This is a genomic window from Gordonia sp. VNK1 (assembly GCF_040049135.1).
GTDB classification, from domain to species: Bacteria; Actinomycetota; Actinomycetes; order Mycobacteriales; family Mycobacteriaceae; genus Gordonia; species Gordonia oleivorans.
On the sequence record NZ_JBDZDJ010000025.1, the window covers coordinates 63259 to 80922 of the forward strand.

A 17664-nucleotide genomic window follows, 5' to 3' on the forward strand; every position below is an offset into this window, starting at 1 on the left:
ATTGGCGGGTCGACTACCCTCGAAGGGAATCATCGCAGCCGCTGACGGTGTGTTTCGCCCGTACGCAAGCGATCGATGAGTCTGTCCGACACGCGATACGAGGAGTCCGCCAGCCGTGGCACCTTCCGGCAAAGAGCAGGGAAAGTCCGAGCAACCGACCACCGATCTCCGTTTTCCCGAGCAGCACGAGCTCGATGACGCGGCCGCATCAGCGATCGCTGCGTTTGATGCGGCCGCCGACCTCGATGCGATCGCGGCGGCCAAGACCGCGCATCTCGGCGACCGGTCGGCGATCGCACTCGCCCGGCGCGCGCTCGGCAGCCTTCCCAAGGATCAGCGGTCGGCCGCCGGCAAGCTCGTCAACGAGGTGCGCGGTCGCGTGAGCGCCGCACTCGACGCCCGGATCGTCGTCCTGGAGGCCGAGCGTGACACCGCGGTCCTCGTCGCCGAGTCGGTGGATGTCACCCTGCCGTCGCGGCGTCGTCCCGCCGGTGCCCGCCACCCGATCACGGTGATCGCCGAGCAGGTGGCCGACGTGTTCGTCGGGATGGGTTGGGAGATCGCCGAAGGCCCGGAGGTCGAGACCGAGCATCACAATTTCGACGCCCTCAACTTCCTTCCGGATCATCCGGCCCGGTCGATGCAGGACACCTTCTACATCGCACCCGAGGGATCCCGTCAGGTGCTGCGCACCCACACCTCGCCGGTCCAGGTGCGCTCGATGCTCAACCGCGAGGTGCCGATCTACGTGGCGTGCCCGGGACGCACCTTCCGCACCGACGAACTCGACGCCACCCACACGCCGGTGTTCCACCAGATCGAGGGGCTCGCCGTCGACAAAGGCCTCACCCTCGCCAATCTGCGCGGCACCCTGGAGGTGTTCGCGCGGGCCCTGTTCGGCCCCGAAACCACCACCCGCATGCGCGCGAGCTACTTCCCGTTCACCGAGCCGTCGGCCGAGGTCGACGTGTGGTTCCCCGGCAAGAAGGGCGGGCCCGGCTGGGTCGAATGGGGTGGCTGCGGCATGGTGAACCCGAATGTGTTGCGCGCCAGCGGAATCGACCCTGACGTCTACTCCGGCTTCGCGTTCGGCATGGGCCTCGAACGCACCCTGCAGTTCCGTAACGACATCTCCGACATGCGGGACATGGTCGAGGGGGACATCCGTTTCTCCCTCCCGTTCGGCCCTGCGGCCTGAGCCGCTTCTCCCACCGCCCAACGATCGATGAAAGCAGCTGACTGACGTGCGTGCCCCACAGTCCTGGTACACCGAGGTGCTTCGCGCCGGCGACCCGACCTGGTCGGCGACCACCGAGCAGATCGACGCAGGCTTCGTCCGCGTCGGATTCGAGATCGAGGACATCGATCCGTTCCCGGAGATCACCGGACCGCTGGTGATCGGCCGGGTACAGACGATCACTGAACTGACCGAGTTCAAGAAACCCATCCGCTACTGCATGGTCGAGGTCGGTGAGGCCGAGCCACGCGGGATCATCTGTGGTGCACGGAATTTCGCCGAAGGTGACCTGATCGTCGCGGCATTGCCCGGAACCGTGCTGCCGGGTCCGTTCGAGATCACCGCGCGCAAGACCTACGGACACACCTCCGACGGGATGATCTGTTCGGTTTCCGAGATGGGTATCGGCACCGACCATGCGGGCATCCTCGTCCTCGCCCCCGGCACCGCCGAGCCCGGTGCCGACGCGCGTGAGGTCCTCGGCCTCGACGACGCCGCCATCGACGTCAACGTCACCCCCGACCGCGGCTACGCCTTCTCCATCCGTGGACTCGGTCGCGAACTCGCCGGCGCCTTCTCGGTGCCGTTCGTCGACGTCGGACTCCCCGGCGAGCCGCTCGCGGCCGGCGACGACGAGCCCTGGCCGGTGGCGATCGATGCGGCGTCGCAGGCCACCCGCTACACCGCGCGCCTGCTCACCGGCGTGGACGCCCGCTCGGTGTCACCGTGGTGGGTACAGAAACGACTCATGGTCGCCGGTGTGCGACCGATCTCGGCAATCGTCGACGTCACCAACTACGTGATGCTCGAACTCGGACAACCGCTGCACGCGTTCGACGCCGACAAACTCACCGGCACGATCACGGTGCGCAACGCGGTCGCGGGGGAGAAGCTGACCACCCTCGACGGCGTCGTGCGTGAGCTCGATCCGGAGGATGTCGTCATCGCCGACGAGAGCGGTCCCATCGCGCTGGCCGGAATCATGGGTGGGGCGGCCACCGAGGTGGGTCCCGACACCACCCGGGTGCTGCTGGAATCGGCCACCTTCGATCCGGTGCGGGTGTTCCGTACCGGCAAGCGCCACAAGCTGACCTCGGAGGCCACCAAACGGTTCGAGCGGACGGTCGATCCGGAGATCACCGTCGTCGCCTCCGACCGCGGTGCATCGCTCATCGTCGACCTTGCCGGCGGGCAGGTCGCCGGACCGTTGTCGGAGGCCCGCGTGGACACCCCGACGCCCGCGCCGATCGAGATCGCCGTCGACGAACCCGACCGCACCGCGGGCATCCCGTATCCGGCCGGCACCACCGCGGCCCGGCTGACCGAGGTCGGCTGCATCGTCGCCGGCACCGATCGGCTCTCGGTGACGCCGCCTTCCTGGCGACCGGACCTGCGTCAGCGCGCGGATCTCGTGGAGGAGGTGCTGCGCCTCGAGGGTCTGGAGGACATTCCGGCGATCCCGCCGCGCGCGCCGGCGGCCGGGACCGGACTGACGCCGCAACAGCAGCGTCGTCGCAGTATCGGTCGCGCCCTGGCCCTCGACGGCTACGTCGAGGTGTTGCCGTATCCGTTCATGCCGGCCGGTGTGTTCGATGTGTGGGATCTGCCCGCCGACGACGAGCGTCGCAAGACGGTGAAGGTGCTCAACCCGCTCGAGGCCGACCGGCCCGAACTGAACACCACCTTGCTGCCGGGATTGCTGGAGATGGCCGGACGCAACATCGCCCGCGGGCAGCGGGATCTGGCATTGTTCACCGTGGGTCAGGTCGTCATCGCCGGTGACCATGTCGCCCCGGTCGGCGCGCTCGATGTCACGCGACGCCCGACCGAGGAGGAGATCGCCGCGCTCGACGCCTCGCTCCCGCATCAGCCGTTGCACGTCGCCGCGGTGCTCGTCGGTCAGCGCGATCCGGCGGGACCCTGGGGTCCGGGACGTGCGGCCGACTACCTCGACGCGTTCGAGGCCGCCCGGGCCGTCGGCCGTGCCGCGGGCGTGACCGTGGACCTGTCCGCAGCCGATGAGCGCCCGTGGCATCCCGGCCGGTGTGCGCGACTGACCGTCGACGGCGTGACCGTCGGCTTCGCCGGTGAACTCCATCCGGCCGTACTCGAACGCTCCGGACTGCCCAAGCGGACCTGTGCGGTCGAGGTCGACGTCGACGCACTGCCGCTCACCGCAGTGCTTCCGGCGCCACGCGTCAGCGTGTTCCCGGCGGTCCTCCAGGACGTCGCGGTGGTCGTGGCCGCCGACGTTCCGGCTGCCGCGGTCGCCGAGGCACTCCGGGCGGGTGCCGGTGATCTGCTCGAGTCCATCGACCTCTTCGATGTCTTCACCGGTAGCCAGGTCGGTGAGGGTCACAAGTCGCTGACCTTCGCCCTGCGATTCCGTGCGCAGGACCGTACGCTCACCGAGGACGAGGCCAACGCGGCCAAGCTCGCCGCGGTGGAGAACGCGGGCAGCGAGGTGGGCGCGCGTCTGCGCTGACCACCACCGACCCCCGGTGAATTGATTTGCAGCGTCATGCATAATGATTGCATGACGATCAAGGTGGCGGTCGCCGGTGCGAGCGGCTACGCGGGCGGGGAGATCCTGCGCCTGCTGTGCGGACATCCCCGACTGCGGTCCGGGGACCTCGAGATCGGCGCGTTGACCGCCGGCGGCAACGCGGGCAGCACGCTCGGATCCCAGCATCCGCACCTGCTTCCGCTTGCCGATCGGGTGCTCGAGGAGACCACGCCGGAGATCCTCGCCGGACACGACGTGGTATTTCTCGGGTTGCCGCACGGCACCTCCGCGGCCATCGCCGACGCATTGCCGCCGACCACCCTGGTCATCGACTGTGGTGCCGATTTCCGGTTGCGTGACCCGGCCGACTGGACGACGTACTACGGCGGTGATCACGCCGGCACCTGGCCGTACGGTCTGCCGGAGCTCCCGGGCAACCGGGAGGTGCTGCGGGACGCGAGTCGTATCGCGGTGCCCGGCTGCTATCCGACGATCTCGATCCTGTCGTTGCTGCCCGCCGTGGCCGCGGGACTGATCGAACCGGCCGTGATCGTCGTCGCGGTGAGCGGAACCTCGGGCGCCGGCCGTGCGCCGAAGGTCGACCTGCTGGCCTCCGAGGTCATCGGGTCGGCCCGGGCCTACGGCGTCGGCGGAGTCCATCGGCACACCCCGGAGATCGCGCAGGCCTTGTCGGCGGCCGCCGACATCCCGGTCAGCGTGTCCTTCACCCCCGTCCTCGTACCGATGTCCCGCGGCATCCTCGCCACCTGCACCGCCCGCACGGGCGCGAGCGCCGACGAGGTCCGTGCCGCGTACGACAAGGCTTACGCCGACGAGCATTTCATCCACGTCCTGCCCGCCGGATCGTTACCGACGACCGGCTCGGTGATCGGCTCCAATGCGGTTCAACTGGCAGTGACGGTCGACGAACGGGCGGGCACGCTCGTCGCCGTGGGCGCGGTGGACAACCTGACCAAGGGCACCGGCGGCGCCGCCGTGCAATCGATGAACCTGGCACTGGGCTGGGATGAGGCAGAAGGGCTGAGCACCGTGGGGGTGGCACCGTGACCACATCGGATGACCGGATCGTCGGGGGAGCACCGATCGAAGGCCCGCGGTTGCTGCGTGAACAGGGCGTCACCGCGCCGCTCGGCTTCCGTGCCGCCGGTATCGCGGCCGGGATCAAGGCGTCGGGCAAGGCCGATCTCGCGCTCGTGTTCAACGAGGGCCCCGACTACTCCGCCGCGGGAGTGTTCACCCGCAATCAGGTGAAGGCCGCGCCGGTGTTGTGGTCGCAGCAGGTGCTGACCACCGGACGTCTGCGCGCGGTGATCCTCAATTCCGGTGGCGCGAACGCATGTACGGGTCCGGGCGGTTTCCAGGACACCCATGCCACGGCCGAGGCCGTCGCCGACGCCCTGAGCAACTGGGGTACCGACACCGGTGCGGTGGAGGTCGCGGTCTGCTCGACCGGCCTCATCGGTGATCGCCTGCCCATGGACAAGGTCCTCGCCGGGGTCACCGAGATCGTCCACGAGATGGGTGGTGGGCTCTCCGGTGGAACCGACGCCGCCTACGCCATCATGACCACCGACACGGTGCCCAAACAGGCTGCGCTGCATCATCCGCAGGGGTGGAACGTCGGTGGGATGGCCAAGGGTGCCGGCATGATGGCGCCGTCGCTGGCGACGATGCTGTGCGTGCTCACCACCGATGCCCGCGCCACCGCCGAACAACTCGACACCGCACTGCGGCGCGCCACCGCGGCAACGTTCGACCGGCTCGACATCGATGGTTCGACCTCGACGAATGACACTGTGCTACTGCTCAGTTCGGGTGCCAGCCAGATCCCGGTCGAGCAGGACGACCTCGACGACGCCGTCCTCGCCGTCTGCGACGATCTCGCGGCGCAACTCATGGCCGACGCCGAGGGTGTCACCAAGCGGATCCTGATCACCGTCGCCGGGGCGCGCACCGAGGACGACGCGATCACCATTGCCCGTGTCGTCGCCCGGGATTCGCTGGTGAAGACCGCACTGTTCGGTTCTGATCCCAACTGGGGCCGGGTGCTGGCGGCCGTCGGCATCGCGCCGGTCCCGATCGAGCCGGACCGTATCTCGGTGTCGTTCAACGGACATGCGGTGTGTGTCGACGGAACCGGTGCCGAGGGTGCCCGCGACGTCGATCTGTCGGCTGTCGACGTCATCGTCCGGATCGAGCTGGGGCTCGGTGAGGCGAGTGCCACCATCCGCACCACCGACCTCTCGCACGCCTACGTCGAAGAGAACTCGGCGTACTCCTCATGAGCGACAACGGGATCGATCAGTCCGACCTGCCGGCCATCGACAAGGCGACCGTGTTGGCAGAGGCGCTTCCGGCCCTGCAGGCGCTGGCCGGCGCGACCGTCGTCGTCAAGTACGGCGGCAACGCGATGATCGACGAGGATCTCAAACGCGCCTTCGCCGCCGACATGGTGTTCCTCCGCGCGTGCGGTATGCATCCGGTGGTCGTTCACGGTGGGGGGCCGCAGATCTCGGCGATGCTCTCCAGATTGGGCCTGTCCGGCGAATTCCGGGGCGGCTTCCGCGTCACCACACCCGAGGTGATGGATGTCGCCCGGATGGTGCTCTTCGGTCAGGTCGGGCGTGAACTGGTCGGACTGATCAACGCACACGGTCCGTATGCGGTGGGGTTGACCGGTGAGGACGCGCACCTGTTCACCGCGACCCGCCGCACCGTCCTCGTCGAGGGTGTGGCCACCGACATCGGTCTGGTCGGTGACATCACCTCGGTGAACACCTCGGCGGTGCTCGATCTCGTTGCGGCCGGCCGGATTCCCGTCGTCTCCACGATCGCACCCGACCGCGACGGCGTGGTCCACAACATCAACGCCGACACCGCCGCCGGGGCCCTCGCCGAGGCTCTCGGCGCGTCGCGACTGGTGATGCTCACCGACGTCGAGGGTCTCTACACCGACTGGCCGGACCGTTCGTCGCTGGTCTCGCAGATCGGCACCGACGCCCTGACGCAACTCCTGCCGCGCCTGGATTCGGGCATGGTTCCCAAGATGGAGGCCTGCCTGCGCGCGGTCACCGGTGGGGTGAGCCGCGCCCACGTCATCGACGGGCGGGTACCCCACGCGGTCCTCGCGGAACTGCTCACATCGAGCTCCGCGGGCACCACCGTCGTGCCCGGCGACGTCGACTCCGATTCTCCCACAGCAACTCTCACCCAACCCGGAACGAAGGCCGAGCACTCATGACCACCCCATGGCAGCAGCGCTGGTCGTCGGCGTTGATGAACAACTACGGCACCCCGCCGATCACACTCGAACGCGGTGAGGGCGCCTACGTGTGGGACGCCGACGGCCGGCGCTACCTCGACCTGCTGGGCGGTATCGCGGTCAACGCGCTCGGCCACGCCCACCCGGCCATCGTCGACGCGGTGTCGACGCAGTTGCAGACGCTCGGGCATGTCTCCAACCTCTACGTGAACGAGCGGGTCGTCGAACTCGCCGAAGCCCTGCTCGACCGGTTCGGGCATCCGGGCCGGGTGTTCTTCTGCAACTCGGGCACCGAGGCCAACGAGGCCGCGTTCAAGCTCGCGCGCCGCACCGGCCGTCCGCAGATCATCGCCGCCGAGAAGGCATTTCACGGCCGGACCATGGGCGCCCTGGCGATGACCGGGCAACCCGCCAAACGGGCACCGTTCGAGCCGATGCCCCCCGGGGTCGATTTCGTGCCCTACGGCGACGTCGCGGCACTCGAGTCGGCCGTCGGCGAACAGACCGCGGCGGTCATTCTCGAGCCGATCCTGGGGGAGGCGGGCGTGGTGGTTCCCCCCGCCGATTACCTCGCGCACGCCCGCCGGATCACCGCGGAACACGGGGCCTTGCTGATCCTCGACGAGGTGCAGACCGGGATCGCCCGCACCGGAACCTTTTTCGCGCATCAGCAGGTGGGTGTGGTGCCCGACGTGATGACCTTGGCGAAAGGGCTCGGCGGTGGGTTGCCGATCGGTGCGTGCGTGGCCACCGGTCCGGCAGCCGAGCTGTTCACTCCCGGCCAACACGGCACCACGTTCGGAGGCAATCCCGTCTCGGCCGCCGCCGCGCTCGCGGTCCTGGGTGAGATCGAGAAGCAGGGTCTCGTCGATCACGTTGCGGCCGTGGGGAAATCGATCGCCACCGGCATCGAGGATCTGGGCCATCCGCAGATCTCACACGTGCGGGGTGCGGGACTGCTGCTCGGGATCGTGCTCAACGCGCCGCTGGCCGCCGGCACCGAGGCGGCGGCCCGGGACGGTGGATACCTCATCAACGCGCCGGCACCCGACGTGCTGCGACTGGCCCCGCCGCTGATTCTCACCGAAGAGCAGGGCGCCGATTTCGTCGCCGCGCTGCCCGGTTTCCTGGACACCGCGGCGGCCGCCGCCGACCGGAAGGAGAAGTCGTGACCCGGCACTTCCTGCGCGATGACGACGTGACACCCGACGAGCAGACGCAGATCTTGGCGATCGCCGCCGAGGTGAAGGCCAACCCGTACGCCTTCCGGCCGCTGGAAGGACCGCGCGGGGTCGGCGTCATCTTCGACAAGAACTCCACCCGCACCCGGTTCTCCTTCGAGATGGGTGTCGCGCAGCTCGGCGGGCACGCCGTCGTCGTCGACGGCCGGACCACCCAACTCGGCCGAGACGAGTCCCTCGCGGACACCGGTCGGGTGTTGTCCCGGTTCGTCGAGGCCGTCGTGTGGCGGACCTTCGGACACGAACGTCTCGAGGAGATGGCCGCGACCGCGACCGTCCCGGTGATCAACGCACTGTCGGACACCTTCCACCCCTGCCAGGTGCTGGCCGACCTGCAGACCATCATCGAGCGCAAGGGCCGCACCGCCGGGCTGAAGATGACCTACCTCGGTGACGGCGCCAACAACATGGCGCACTCGCTGGCTCTGGGCGGCGTCACCGCCGGAATGCACGTCACGATCAGTTCGCCGCTCGGCTTCGAACCCGACCCGCAGGTGATCGCCGACACCGAGAAGCGTGCCAACGTCACCGGCGGTTCCATCAGCGTGATCGGTGATCCGCAGCGGGCGTCCACCGGAGCCGACGTGCTCGTCACCGACACCTGGGTCTCGATGGGGCAGGAGGACGACGGTAAGGACCGCAAGGCGCCCTTCCTGCCGTATCAGATCAACTCCGAACTCCTCGCCGTCGCCGACCCCGAGGCGATCGTGCTGCACTGCCTGCCCGCGCACCGCGGTGACGAGATCACCGACGAGGTCATCGACGGCCCGGCCAGCGTCGTCCTCGACGAGGCGGAGAATCGGTTGCACGCCCAGAAGGCGCTGCTCATCTGGCTGCTGGAGCGATCGTGACGGCCTCCAGCGAGCACCATCACCCGGTGACCCGGCTGGCGTCCACCCGGGCGGGCCGGCACGCGCTGATCGTCGAGATCCTCGCGAAGAATCAGGTGCGCAGTCAGTCCGAACTGCAGCAGCTGCTCTCCGCGCAGGGTATCGACGCCACCCAGGCAACGATCTCCCGCGACCTCGACGAGCTCGGCGCGGTCAAGCTCCGCGCGGCCGACGGCGGCGTCGGCGTGTACGTGGTGCCCGAGGACGGATCGCCGTTGCGCGGGGTGTTCGGCGGCACCGACCGTCTCGCGCGGCTCCTGTCGGAGTTGCTCGTCTCGACCGACAGCAGCGGCAACCTGGCGGTGCTGCGGACCCCACCGGGCGCCGCGCACTACCTCGCCAGCGCGATCGACCGCGCCAGCCTGCCCGACGTCGTCGGCACGATCGCCGGCGACGACACGATCTTCGTCTGCGCCCGCGACCCCATCGACGGCGCCGAACTCGCCCGACGAATCGAGGGTCTCGTGTGATCGGCTGACCAACCTCCGAAAGCCACGACGACCCCACCCCCGCAGACCCGACTCACCTCGCGTCCCCACGGACGCACACACCACGAAACAGGAGCTCACATCACCATGGCCGATCGCGTCGTACTCGCATACTCAGGCGGACTGGATACCTCGGTCGCCATCAGCTGGATCGCCAAGGAGACCGGCAAGGAGGTCGTCGCCGTCGCGCTCGATCTCGGGCAGGGCGGCGAGGACATGGAGGTCGTGCGCCAGCGTGCCATCGATTGTGGCGCCGTCGAGGCGGTGCTCGTCGACGCCCGAAACGAGTTCGCCGACGACTACTGCCTGCCCGCGATCACCTCCAACGCCCTCTACATGGACCGGTACCCGCTGGTCTCGGCCCTGTCGCGGCCGCTGATCGCCAAGCACCTGGTGACCGCCGCGCGTGACCACGGCGGCACCGTCGTCGCCCACGGCTGCACCGGCAAGGGCAACGACCAGGTGCGCTTCGAGGTCGGATTCGCCTCGCTGGCACCCGAACTCGAGGTCATCGCGCCGGTCCGCGACTACGCGTGGACCCGTGAGAAGGCGATCGCCTTCGCCGAGGAGAACGCGATCCCGATCAACGTGACCAAGAAGTCCCCGTTCTCGATCGACCAGAACGTGTGGGGCCGCGCGGTCGAGACCGGATTCCTCGAGGACCTCTGGAATGCGCCGACCAAGGACGTCTACTCCTACACCGACGACCCGACCATCAACTGGCAGTCGCCCGACGAGGTGATCATCTCCTTCGACAAGGGACGCCCGATCGCCATCGACGGCCGCCCGGTGAGCGTGCTCGAGGCCATCGAGGAACTCAATCGCCGCGCCGGCGCCCAGGGTGTGGGGCGCCTCGACGTCGTCGAGGACCGGCTCGTCGGCATCAAGAGCCGTGAGGTCTACGAGGCACCCGGCGCGATGGTGCTCATCACCGCGCACGAGGAGCTCGAGCACGTCACCCTCGAACGCGAACTCGGCCGCTACAAGCGGCGGACCGATCAGAAGTGGGCCGAACTCGTCTACGACGGTTTGTGGTTCTCGCCGCTGAAGCGCTCCCTCGACGCCTTCGTCGACTCCACCCAGGAGCATGTCACCGGCGACATCCGGCTCACCCTGCACGGTGGTCACATCGCCGTCAACGGACGTCGTAGCCCCGAATCGCTCTACGACTTCAACCTCGCCACCTACGACGAGGGTGACAGCTTCGACCAGTCCAACGCCCGCGGGTTCGTCGAACTGCACGGACTGTCGTCCAAGATCGCGGCCCGACGGGACCTGATCGGTGAGTGACACCGGAACCGGCGGCACCAACGAGGGGTCGCTCTGGGGCGGTCGCTTCGCCGACGGCCCGGCCGCGGCGATGGCGGCACTGAGCAAGTCCACCCACTTCGACTGGGTGCTGGCGCCGTTCGACATCCGGGCATCCAAGGCGCACGCCCGGGTGCTGAACACTGCCGGACTGCTCGGCGACGACGATCTGGCCGCGATGCTCGACGGCCTCGATCGTCTGGCCGCCGACGTCGCCGACGGTTCCTTCGGTCCGGCGCCCACCGACGAGGATGTGCATGGAGCACTGGAACGCGGACTGATCGAACGCGTGGGGGCCGAGCTCGGCGGTCGGTTGCGGGCCGGACGGTCGCGAAATGATCAGGTGGCGACGCTGTTTCGGATGTGGGTCCGCGACGCCATGACGCGCGTGGCAACCGGCGTGCTCGATGTGGTGGAAGCACTGATGGGACAGGCGATCGCGCATCCGGATGCGGTGATGCCCGGTAAGACACACCTGCAGGCCGCGCAGCCGGTGTTGCTGGCCCACCATCTGCTGGCCCATGCCCAGCCGCTGATCCGCGACGTCGACCGACTTGCCGACGCCGATCGTCGAACTGCGGTGTCCCCGTACGGTTCCGGCGCATTGGCCGGGTCGTCGCTGGGATTGGATCCGGGTGCCATCGCCACCGAGTTGGGATTCGACGCCCCAGCCGAGAACTCGATCGACGCCACCTCCTCACGTGACTTCGCCGCCGAGGCGGCCTTCGTCTTCGCGATGATCGCCGTCGACCTCTCCCGCTTGTCCGAAGAGGTGATCCTCTGGAGCACACCGGAATTCGGGTATGTCACGCTGGCGGATGCCTGGTCGACCGGTAGCTCGATCATGCCGCAGAAGAAGAACCCGGACGTCGCCGAACTCGCCCGCGGCAAGGCCGGGCGCCTCATCGGGGACCTGGCCGGACTGATGGCCACACTCAAGGCGCAGCCGCTGGCCTACAACCGTGACCTCCAGGAGGACAAGGAACCGGTCTTCGACGCGGTCGCGCAGCTCGAACTCCTGTTACCCGCCATCACCGGGCTCGTCGCCACCCTCGAGTTCCACGAAGACCGCATGGCCGAGCTCGCGCCCGCCGGGTTCACCCTGGCCACCGACATCGCCGAGTGGCTGGTGCGACAAGGCGTGCCGTTCCGTGTCGCCCACGAGCTGGCCGGGGCGTGCGTGCGAGAGGCGGAGAGTCGGGGAGTGGGCCTCGATGGACTCGACGACGCGACGTTCGCCGCCATCGATCCGGCGTTGACGCCTGAGGTCCGCGACGTGTTGTCGGTGCGGGGCTCCATCGAATCGCGCGACGCGCACGGCGGCACGGCGCCCGGCCAGGTCCGTCGCCAGTTGGGGGTGCTGCGTGACGTGGTGGCCCGGCAGCGCGCCGACTGGGCGGGGCGCATACTGCAGTGATAATCCGCGTTTGTCCACACGCGGTTGAGTAGAGTGAGGGCCCACACTGGTGGGCGGTGTCTGTGATGGTGCCCGGGTGTGGCGTGATCGGGGACACGACACACCAGACGCACGTGCGGGTACCTCCGGATGAGGGGAGGTCGAGGAGATGGTCGGTATCGGCGGACTGCCGGATGTCGGCGCGATGGTCGGAAGGGTGGTCGCGACAGCGCAGAACGGACTCGAGGTCCTGCGGTTGGGCGGACTGGAGACGGGCACGCTGCCGGCACCGTTCGCGGTCGTGGAGACCGAGAAGATGTTCCGACTCCGCAAGTACTTCCCCGACGACGACACCGGCGGCCCCAACGTGGTGTTGATTCCACCGATGATGGTGTCCGCCAACGTTTATGACGTCACCGAGCACAATGGTGCGGTATCCATTCTGCATCGCCACGGCATCACCCCCTGGGTCATCGACTTCGGCTCGCCCGACTCCGAAGAGGGCGGGATGGAGCGCAATCTCGCCGACCACGTGGTGGCCGTCAGCCGCGCGATCGATCAGATCATCGAGTCGACCGGTAAGGATGTCCACCTCGCCGGCTACTCGCAGGGCGGGATGTTCGCCTACCAGACGGCCGCGTTTCGGCGATCGCGTGGCCTGGCCAGTCTGATCACCTTCGGGAGCCCGGTCGACGTGCTGGCCGCCCTGCCGTTGGGCCTGCCGGCCGGGCTGGTGGTCCCCGGAGCCGAGATCCTCGCCGATCGCGTGGTCGGCAACCTCTGGGTGCCGGGATGGTTGGCGCGCCTGGGATTTCAGATGCTCGATCCGGTCAAGACGGCACGAAGCCGCATCGACTTCCTCCGCCAACTGCACGACCGGGATGCGTTGCTGCCCAGGGAGGACCAGCGCCGATTCCTCGAGTCCGATGGATGGGTGGCGTGGTCCGGGCCGGCGATCGCGGAGCTGCTGCGCCAGTTCGTGGTGCACAACCGGATGGTCTCGGGTGGCTTCGTGATCAACGGAGAGGTGGTCACGCTGTCTGAGATCACCTGTCCCACTCTGGCATTCGTCGGGGAAGCCGACGACATCGGGCAGCCGGCCGCGGTCCGGGGCATCGTGCGGGCCGCTCCGGACTCGCAGGTCTATGAATCCCGGGTTCCGGTAGGACATTTCGGGCTCGTCGTCGGTAGCACGGCTGGGGCGCAGACGTGGCCGATCACCGCGGAATGGATCGAATGGCAGTCCGGTCTGCGTGAACAACCCGATCGCATCGAGCCGATGGTGCTCGGCGAACCAGGTCATGGCAGCGGCGTGAGCCTGGCGTCGCGACTCACGCACGGGCTCGGTGCGGTCGCCGACGCCGGGGCAGGTCTGTCGCGCGAGATCGTCGAATTGGCGACGACGTTCCAGCGCTCGTCGCTCGCGGTGGCGCAGGAGTCCGTGCGGACGGTGCCACGCCTGTTCCGTCTCGGGCAGATCCAGCCGGGCACCCAGATCTCGCTCGGGAAGTTGATGTCGGAGAACACCAAACGAGGTGCCGACAAGGAACTGTTCCTCTTCGAGAACCGCGTGCTGACCCACGCGCAGGTCAACACCCGCATCGACAACGTGGTCGCCGGACTCATCTCATGCGGTATCCGTCCGGGCCAACACGTCGGCGTCCTGATGGCCACACGCCCCAGTGCCCTGGTCGTGGTCGCGGCACTGTCGCGGCTGGGCGCGGTGGCGGTGCTGTTGTCGGCCGACGGTGACATCCCCGAGATGCTGCGCCTGACCGACTGCACCGTGGTGATCGCCGATCCGCACCACGTCGACGTCGTCGCCGACCATGCCGAGCGTGTCCTGGTGCTCGGTGGCGGTAGCGGCGACTCACGAGTCATCGACGGTGCCGACGGTCGACAGGTGATCGACATGGAGCAGATCGATCCGGAATCGGTGCCGGTACCCGCCTGGTACCGCCCCGATCCCGGACTGGCCGGCGATCTCGCATTCATTCTGTTCACCCGCGCCCAGGGCAATCTGGCGGTGTGGCCGATCACCAACCACCGGTTCGCGATGTCGGCATTCGGCGCCGCGTCGGCGGCCGGATTGACCGACCGCGACACCGTCTACTGCCTACCGCCACTGCACCATGCGTCCGGCCTGCTGACCACCCTCGGCGCGACCGTCGTCGGCCGCTCACGCATCGCGCTGTCCAATGGCATCGATGCGGAGACGTTCAGCACCGAGGTCCGCCGGTACGGCGTCACGGTGGTGTCCTACACCTGGACGATGATGCGCGAAATCGTGCGATCACCGGACTTCCACATCAACGAACACAACCCGATACGCCTGCTCATGGGTTCGGGAATGCCCACCGGACTCTGGAAGGACGTGCTCTCGAGTTTCCCGCGAGCCCGCGTTCTCGAGTTCTTCGCGACGGCGGACGGATCGGCGATCCTGGCCAATGTGTCCGGCGACAAGATCGGATCGATGGGCCGCGCACTCCCCGAGACCAACCCGGTGCAGATCGCCGCGATCGACCTCGACCATCGTCGCCTCGCGGTTGGCGGGAACGGCTTCGTCCGGCGCGCGGAGGTCGGCGAGGTGGGACTTCTGTTGGCGCGCACCCCATCCCGCCTGGACACCTCGGCAACCGTGTTGCGGGACGTCTTCGCATCGCGGGACCGCTGGGAGGTGTCGGGTCACCTGTTCTACCGCGACGCCGACGACGACATGTGGTTCATGGGGTCGACCGACGCCAGGGTGCGCAGCTCCGACGGTGTCGTCTACCTGCCGCCCATCGAGCAGGCACTGTCTCGGATGGAGGCCGTCGACCAGGTTGTCGCCTACGGGGTCGGCGAAGTGGAGAACGGCCTCGCAGTGGCTGCGGTCACCTTGCGAGACGATGCCCGGGCCGACTCGCTCACCGTGACGCAGTTGCGCGTGGCATTGGGCGCTCTGCCTGCGGAGAGTCGGCCGCACCTGATCCACGTCGTGGACGACATTCCCGTGTCCGATTCGTATCGTCCGCTGAGCAACGAGCTTCGACGCGCGGGGGTTCCGCGGCCGGGACCCAAGGTCTGGTATCGCGACGATGATGGCCGGTACCGCAGATACACGAGGTCGGCGGCCGCCAAGGTTCCCTGGGAACACCGGGGCGATGATCGTGCCGCTGACGAGGTGTCGGCGACCGCGGGGGCATGATTGAGGGTGACCGATCATGCCGCCTGCCCAGCGGCGCCGAGAAGAGGACGAGAGGAATCAGACACGATGTCGCGTGCGGAGGCGATCAACCCGATCGTTCGGGAACGGCTGGTCTGCCCACAGGATCACGGACCGTTGCTCGACGCGGGAGACGATCTCTACAACCCTCGCCTACGGGTCGCCTATCACATCGATGCGGATGGCATCCCGGTCATGCTGGCCGATGAGGCACGGTCCGTCGACGACGCCGAGCACAACCGACTCACCGCCGGGTCGTGACATCGTCGATGCCCGATGCGGTCGGCCTCGGCACGGGTGACAAGATCGACGTCGTGAGTGCTGAGAAGTCGCAGACGCCCGCGGTGACCACCGACATCATCGATGAATTGCAGTGGCGCGGGCTCATCGCGCAGTCCACCGATCTCGATGAACTCCGGTCGACCTTGTCGGCCGGACCGGTGACGCTGTATGCGGGCTTCGATCCGACCGCGTCGAGCCTGCATGCCGGGCATCTGGTGCCGCTGCTGACGTTGCGGCGTTTTCAGCTCGCCGGGCACCGTCCACTGGTCCTCGCCGGCGGCGCGACCGGGATGATCGGCGACCCACGGGACGTCGGCGAGCGGACGATGAACTCCGTCGACGTCGTGCGCGGATGGGCGGATCGGATCGGTGGCCAGCTGCGGCGTTTCGTCACCATCGACGATTCGGCCAACAGTGCCGTGCTGGTGAACAATCTCGACTGGACCGGGGAGATGACGGTCATCGACTTCCTCCGGGACCTCGGCAAGCACTTCTCGGTCAACGTGATGCTCGCGCGCGAGACCGTGAAGCGGCGGCTGGAGAGCGACGGCATCAGCTACGCCGAGTTCAGCTACATCCTGTTGCAGTCCAACGACTTTCTCGAGTTGCATCGCCGTTACGGTTGCCTCCTGCAGGTGGGCGGGTCGGATCAGTGGGGCAACATCATCGGTGGCGTCGACCTCGTCCGCCGAGTGGACGGTGATTCGGTCCATGCCATGACGGTGCCGTTGGTGACGTCGTCGGACGGCAAGAAATTCGGGAAGTCCACCGGTGGCGGCAGCCTGTGGCTCGATCCGGAGCTGACCAGCCCTTACGCCTGGTACCAGTACTTCGTGAATACCGCGGATGCCGATGTGGTGCGGTATCTCAGGTGGTTCACCTTCCTCACCCGGGACGAGGTCGCCGAGCTCGAGCAGGCGACCGTCGACACGCCGCATCTACGCCTCGCGCAGAAGCGGCTTGCCGCCGAGATGACCACGCTCATCCATGGTTCGGCCAACACCGCCGCCGTTGAGCTTGCGAGTCAGGCATTGTTCGGACGCGGCGACCTCCACGAACTGGACGAGGCAACGCTGGCCGCCGCTCTCGGAGAGACCACGATCGCGGAGTACACGGATTCGGCGCCGACGATGGTCGAGCTCCTGGTGGACACCGGTCTTTGCGACAGCAACAAGGCTGCCCGTCGTGCCATCGGCGAGGGTGGCGCGTACGTGAACAACGCGAAGATCACCGATGCCGATTGGCGCCCCGGTGCCGGCGACGTGCTGCATGGCCGGTGGTTGGTGATCCGGCGCGGTAAGAAGAGCTTCGCCGGTGCGACAATCTCGCTCTGACCAGGGGATTTGACGTGCTGTTCGCGTCTGTGTAACTTTCTTGTTGCACCGCAGAGAGCAACTCCCCCGGGGCCGACAAGGATTCGGGGGTTGCTGAGTGTCTTCCCTCCGCTGGAGGGGCGTCGTACTCTGGGATGTAGTCGGAAGCCGGAGGGCGCAACTTGCACCCGCGGAACACGGCTGGTAACCTGGAAAAGTTGCCCGAGCAAGGGTCAACGATCTGGGAAACAGAACAAGCTCATCGGAGTTCGCCCTGTGTGGGTGGTGTTGGTGGGTGTGTGTTCTTTGAGAACTCGATAGTGTGTTGGTGGATTGTTTGATGCCATTTTTTTGAATGGCATGTGAACGAATCTTATTTGTGATGCTGCCCTGCGTGTTGTGGGGTGGTGTTTGTGAGTTTGTTTTTTTGCCAGTTTTTTGGATTGTTTTTTGGTCAGGTTCTTTTTGTCTCTCTGGCTGAGATTGTGTTGAAACTTTGGTTTCAGTGTTTTTTC

The 17664-nt window shown here is 67.6% G+C and carries 14 protein-coding genes; 13 read left to right on the top strand and 1 reads right to left on the bottom strand.

The genetic code is table 11. The annotated features are described in order from the left end of the window. Nucleotides 1-115: 115 nt before the first annotated feature. From pheS to tyrS, 13 genes are all read left to right on the top strand, one after another. Nucleotides 116-1198, top strand: a complete 1083-nt coding sequence (gene pheS, locus ABLE94_RS22850) for a phenylalanine--tRNA ligase subunit alpha (RefSeq protein WP_348809999.1) — start codon at nucleotides 116-118, stop codon at nucleotides 1196-1198. A gap of 46 nt (nucleotides 1199-1244) precedes the next feature. Then, the gene (pheT, locus tag ABLE94_RS22855) at nucleotides 1245-3722 is read left to right on the top strand and encodes a phenylalanine--tRNA ligase subunit beta (protein ID WP_348810000.1); all 2478 of its coding nucleotides are present in this window, start codon (nucleotides 1245-1247) and stop codon (nucleotides 3720-3722) included. Between the two features lie 51 nt (nucleotides 3723-3773). Next, complete coding sequence (gene argC, locus ABLE94_RS22860; RefSeq protein WP_348810001.1) at nucleotides 3774-4811, top strand: N-acetyl-gamma-glutamyl-phosphate reductase; 1038 nt, start codon at nucleotides 3774-3776, stop codon at nucleotides 4809-4811. Then, complete coding sequence (gene argJ / locus ABLE94_RS22865) at nucleotides 4808-6049, top strand: bifunctional glutamate N-acetyltransferase/amino-acid acetyltransferase ArgJ (protein ID WP_348810002.1); 1242 nt, start codon at nucleotides 4808-4810, stop codon at nucleotides 6047-6049. Before argC ends, argJ begins: the two co-directional genes overlap by 4 nt. Then, nucleotides 6046-7005 carry an acetylglutamate kinase gene (gene argB / locus ABLE94_RS22870; RefSeq protein WP_348810003.1) on the top strand — a complete coding sequence of 320 codons (960 nt, stop codon included), beginning with the start codon at nucleotides 6046-6048 and terminating at the stop codon, nucleotides 7003-7005. Before argJ ends, argB begins: the two co-directional genes overlap by 4 nt. Next, complete coding sequence (locus tag ABLE94_RS22875) at nucleotides 7002-8198, top strand: acetylornithine transaminase (RefSeq protein WP_348810004.1); 1197 nt, start codon at nucleotides 7002-7004, stop codon at nucleotides 8196-8198. The genes argB and ABLE94_RS22875 overlap by 4 nt, the downstream gene beginning before the upstream one ends. Next, complete coding sequence (argF, locus tag ABLE94_RS22880; protein WP_348810005.1) at nucleotides 8195-9118, top strand: ornithine carbamoyltransferase; 924 nt, start codon at nucleotides 8195-8197, stop codon at nucleotides 9116-9118. The genes ABLE94_RS22875 and argF overlap by 4 nt, the downstream gene beginning before the upstream one ends. Then, nucleotides 9115-9627: an arginine repressor gene (locus ABLE94_RS22885; RefSeq protein WP_348810006.1), complete on the top strand. Its 513-nt coding sequence runs from the start codon at nucleotides 9115-9117 to the stop codon at nucleotides 9625-9627. Before argF ends, ABLE94_RS22885 begins: the two co-directional genes overlap by 4 nt. Before the next feature lie 105 nt (nucleotides 9628-9732). Further along, nucleotides 9733-10935 (top strand): argininosuccinate synthase, encoded by a 1203-nt coding sequence (locus ABLE94_RS22890; protein WP_348807481.1) that lies wholly within the window; start codon nucleotides 9733-9735, stop codon nucleotides 10933-10935. After that, nucleotides 10928-12370: an argininosuccinate lyase gene (gene argH, locus ABLE94_RS22895; RefSeq protein WP_348810007.1), complete on the top strand. Its 1443-nt coding sequence runs from the start codon at nucleotides 10928-10930 to the stop codon at nucleotides 12368-12370. The genes ABLE94_RS22890 and argH overlap by 8 nt, the downstream gene beginning before the upstream one ends. A gap of 148 nt (nucleotides 12371-12518) precedes the next feature. After that, nucleotides 12519-15536, top strand: coding sequence for an AMP-binding protein (locus ABLE94_RS22900; RefSeq protein ID WP_348810008.1), 3018 nt, complete (start codon nucleotides 12519-12521; stop codon nucleotides 15534-15536). 66 nt (nucleotides 15537-15602) lie between these two features. Next, nucleotides 15603-15815, top strand: coding sequence for a Trm112 family protein (locus ABLE94_RS22905; protein ID WP_348807477.1), 213 nt, complete (start codon nucleotides 15603-15605; stop codon nucleotides 15813-15815). Continuing rightward, nucleotides 15812-17170 carry a tyrosine--tRNA ligase gene (tyrS, locus tag ABLE94_RS22910; RefSeq protein ID WP_425476263.1) on the top strand — a complete coding sequence of 453 codons (1359 nt, stop codon included), beginning with the start codon at nucleotides 15812-15814 and terminating at the stop codon, nucleotides 17168-17170. The genes ABLE94_RS22905 and tyrS overlap by 4 nt, the downstream gene beginning before the upstream one ends. Before the next feature lie 212 nt (nucleotides 17171-17382). On the opposite strand, the gene ABLE94_RS22915 is transcribed toward tyrS, so the two are convergent. After that, the coding region (locus ABLE94_RS22915; protein WP_348810009.1) for a hypothetical protein at nucleotides 17383-17664 on the bottom strand (282 nt) is incomplete at its 5' end.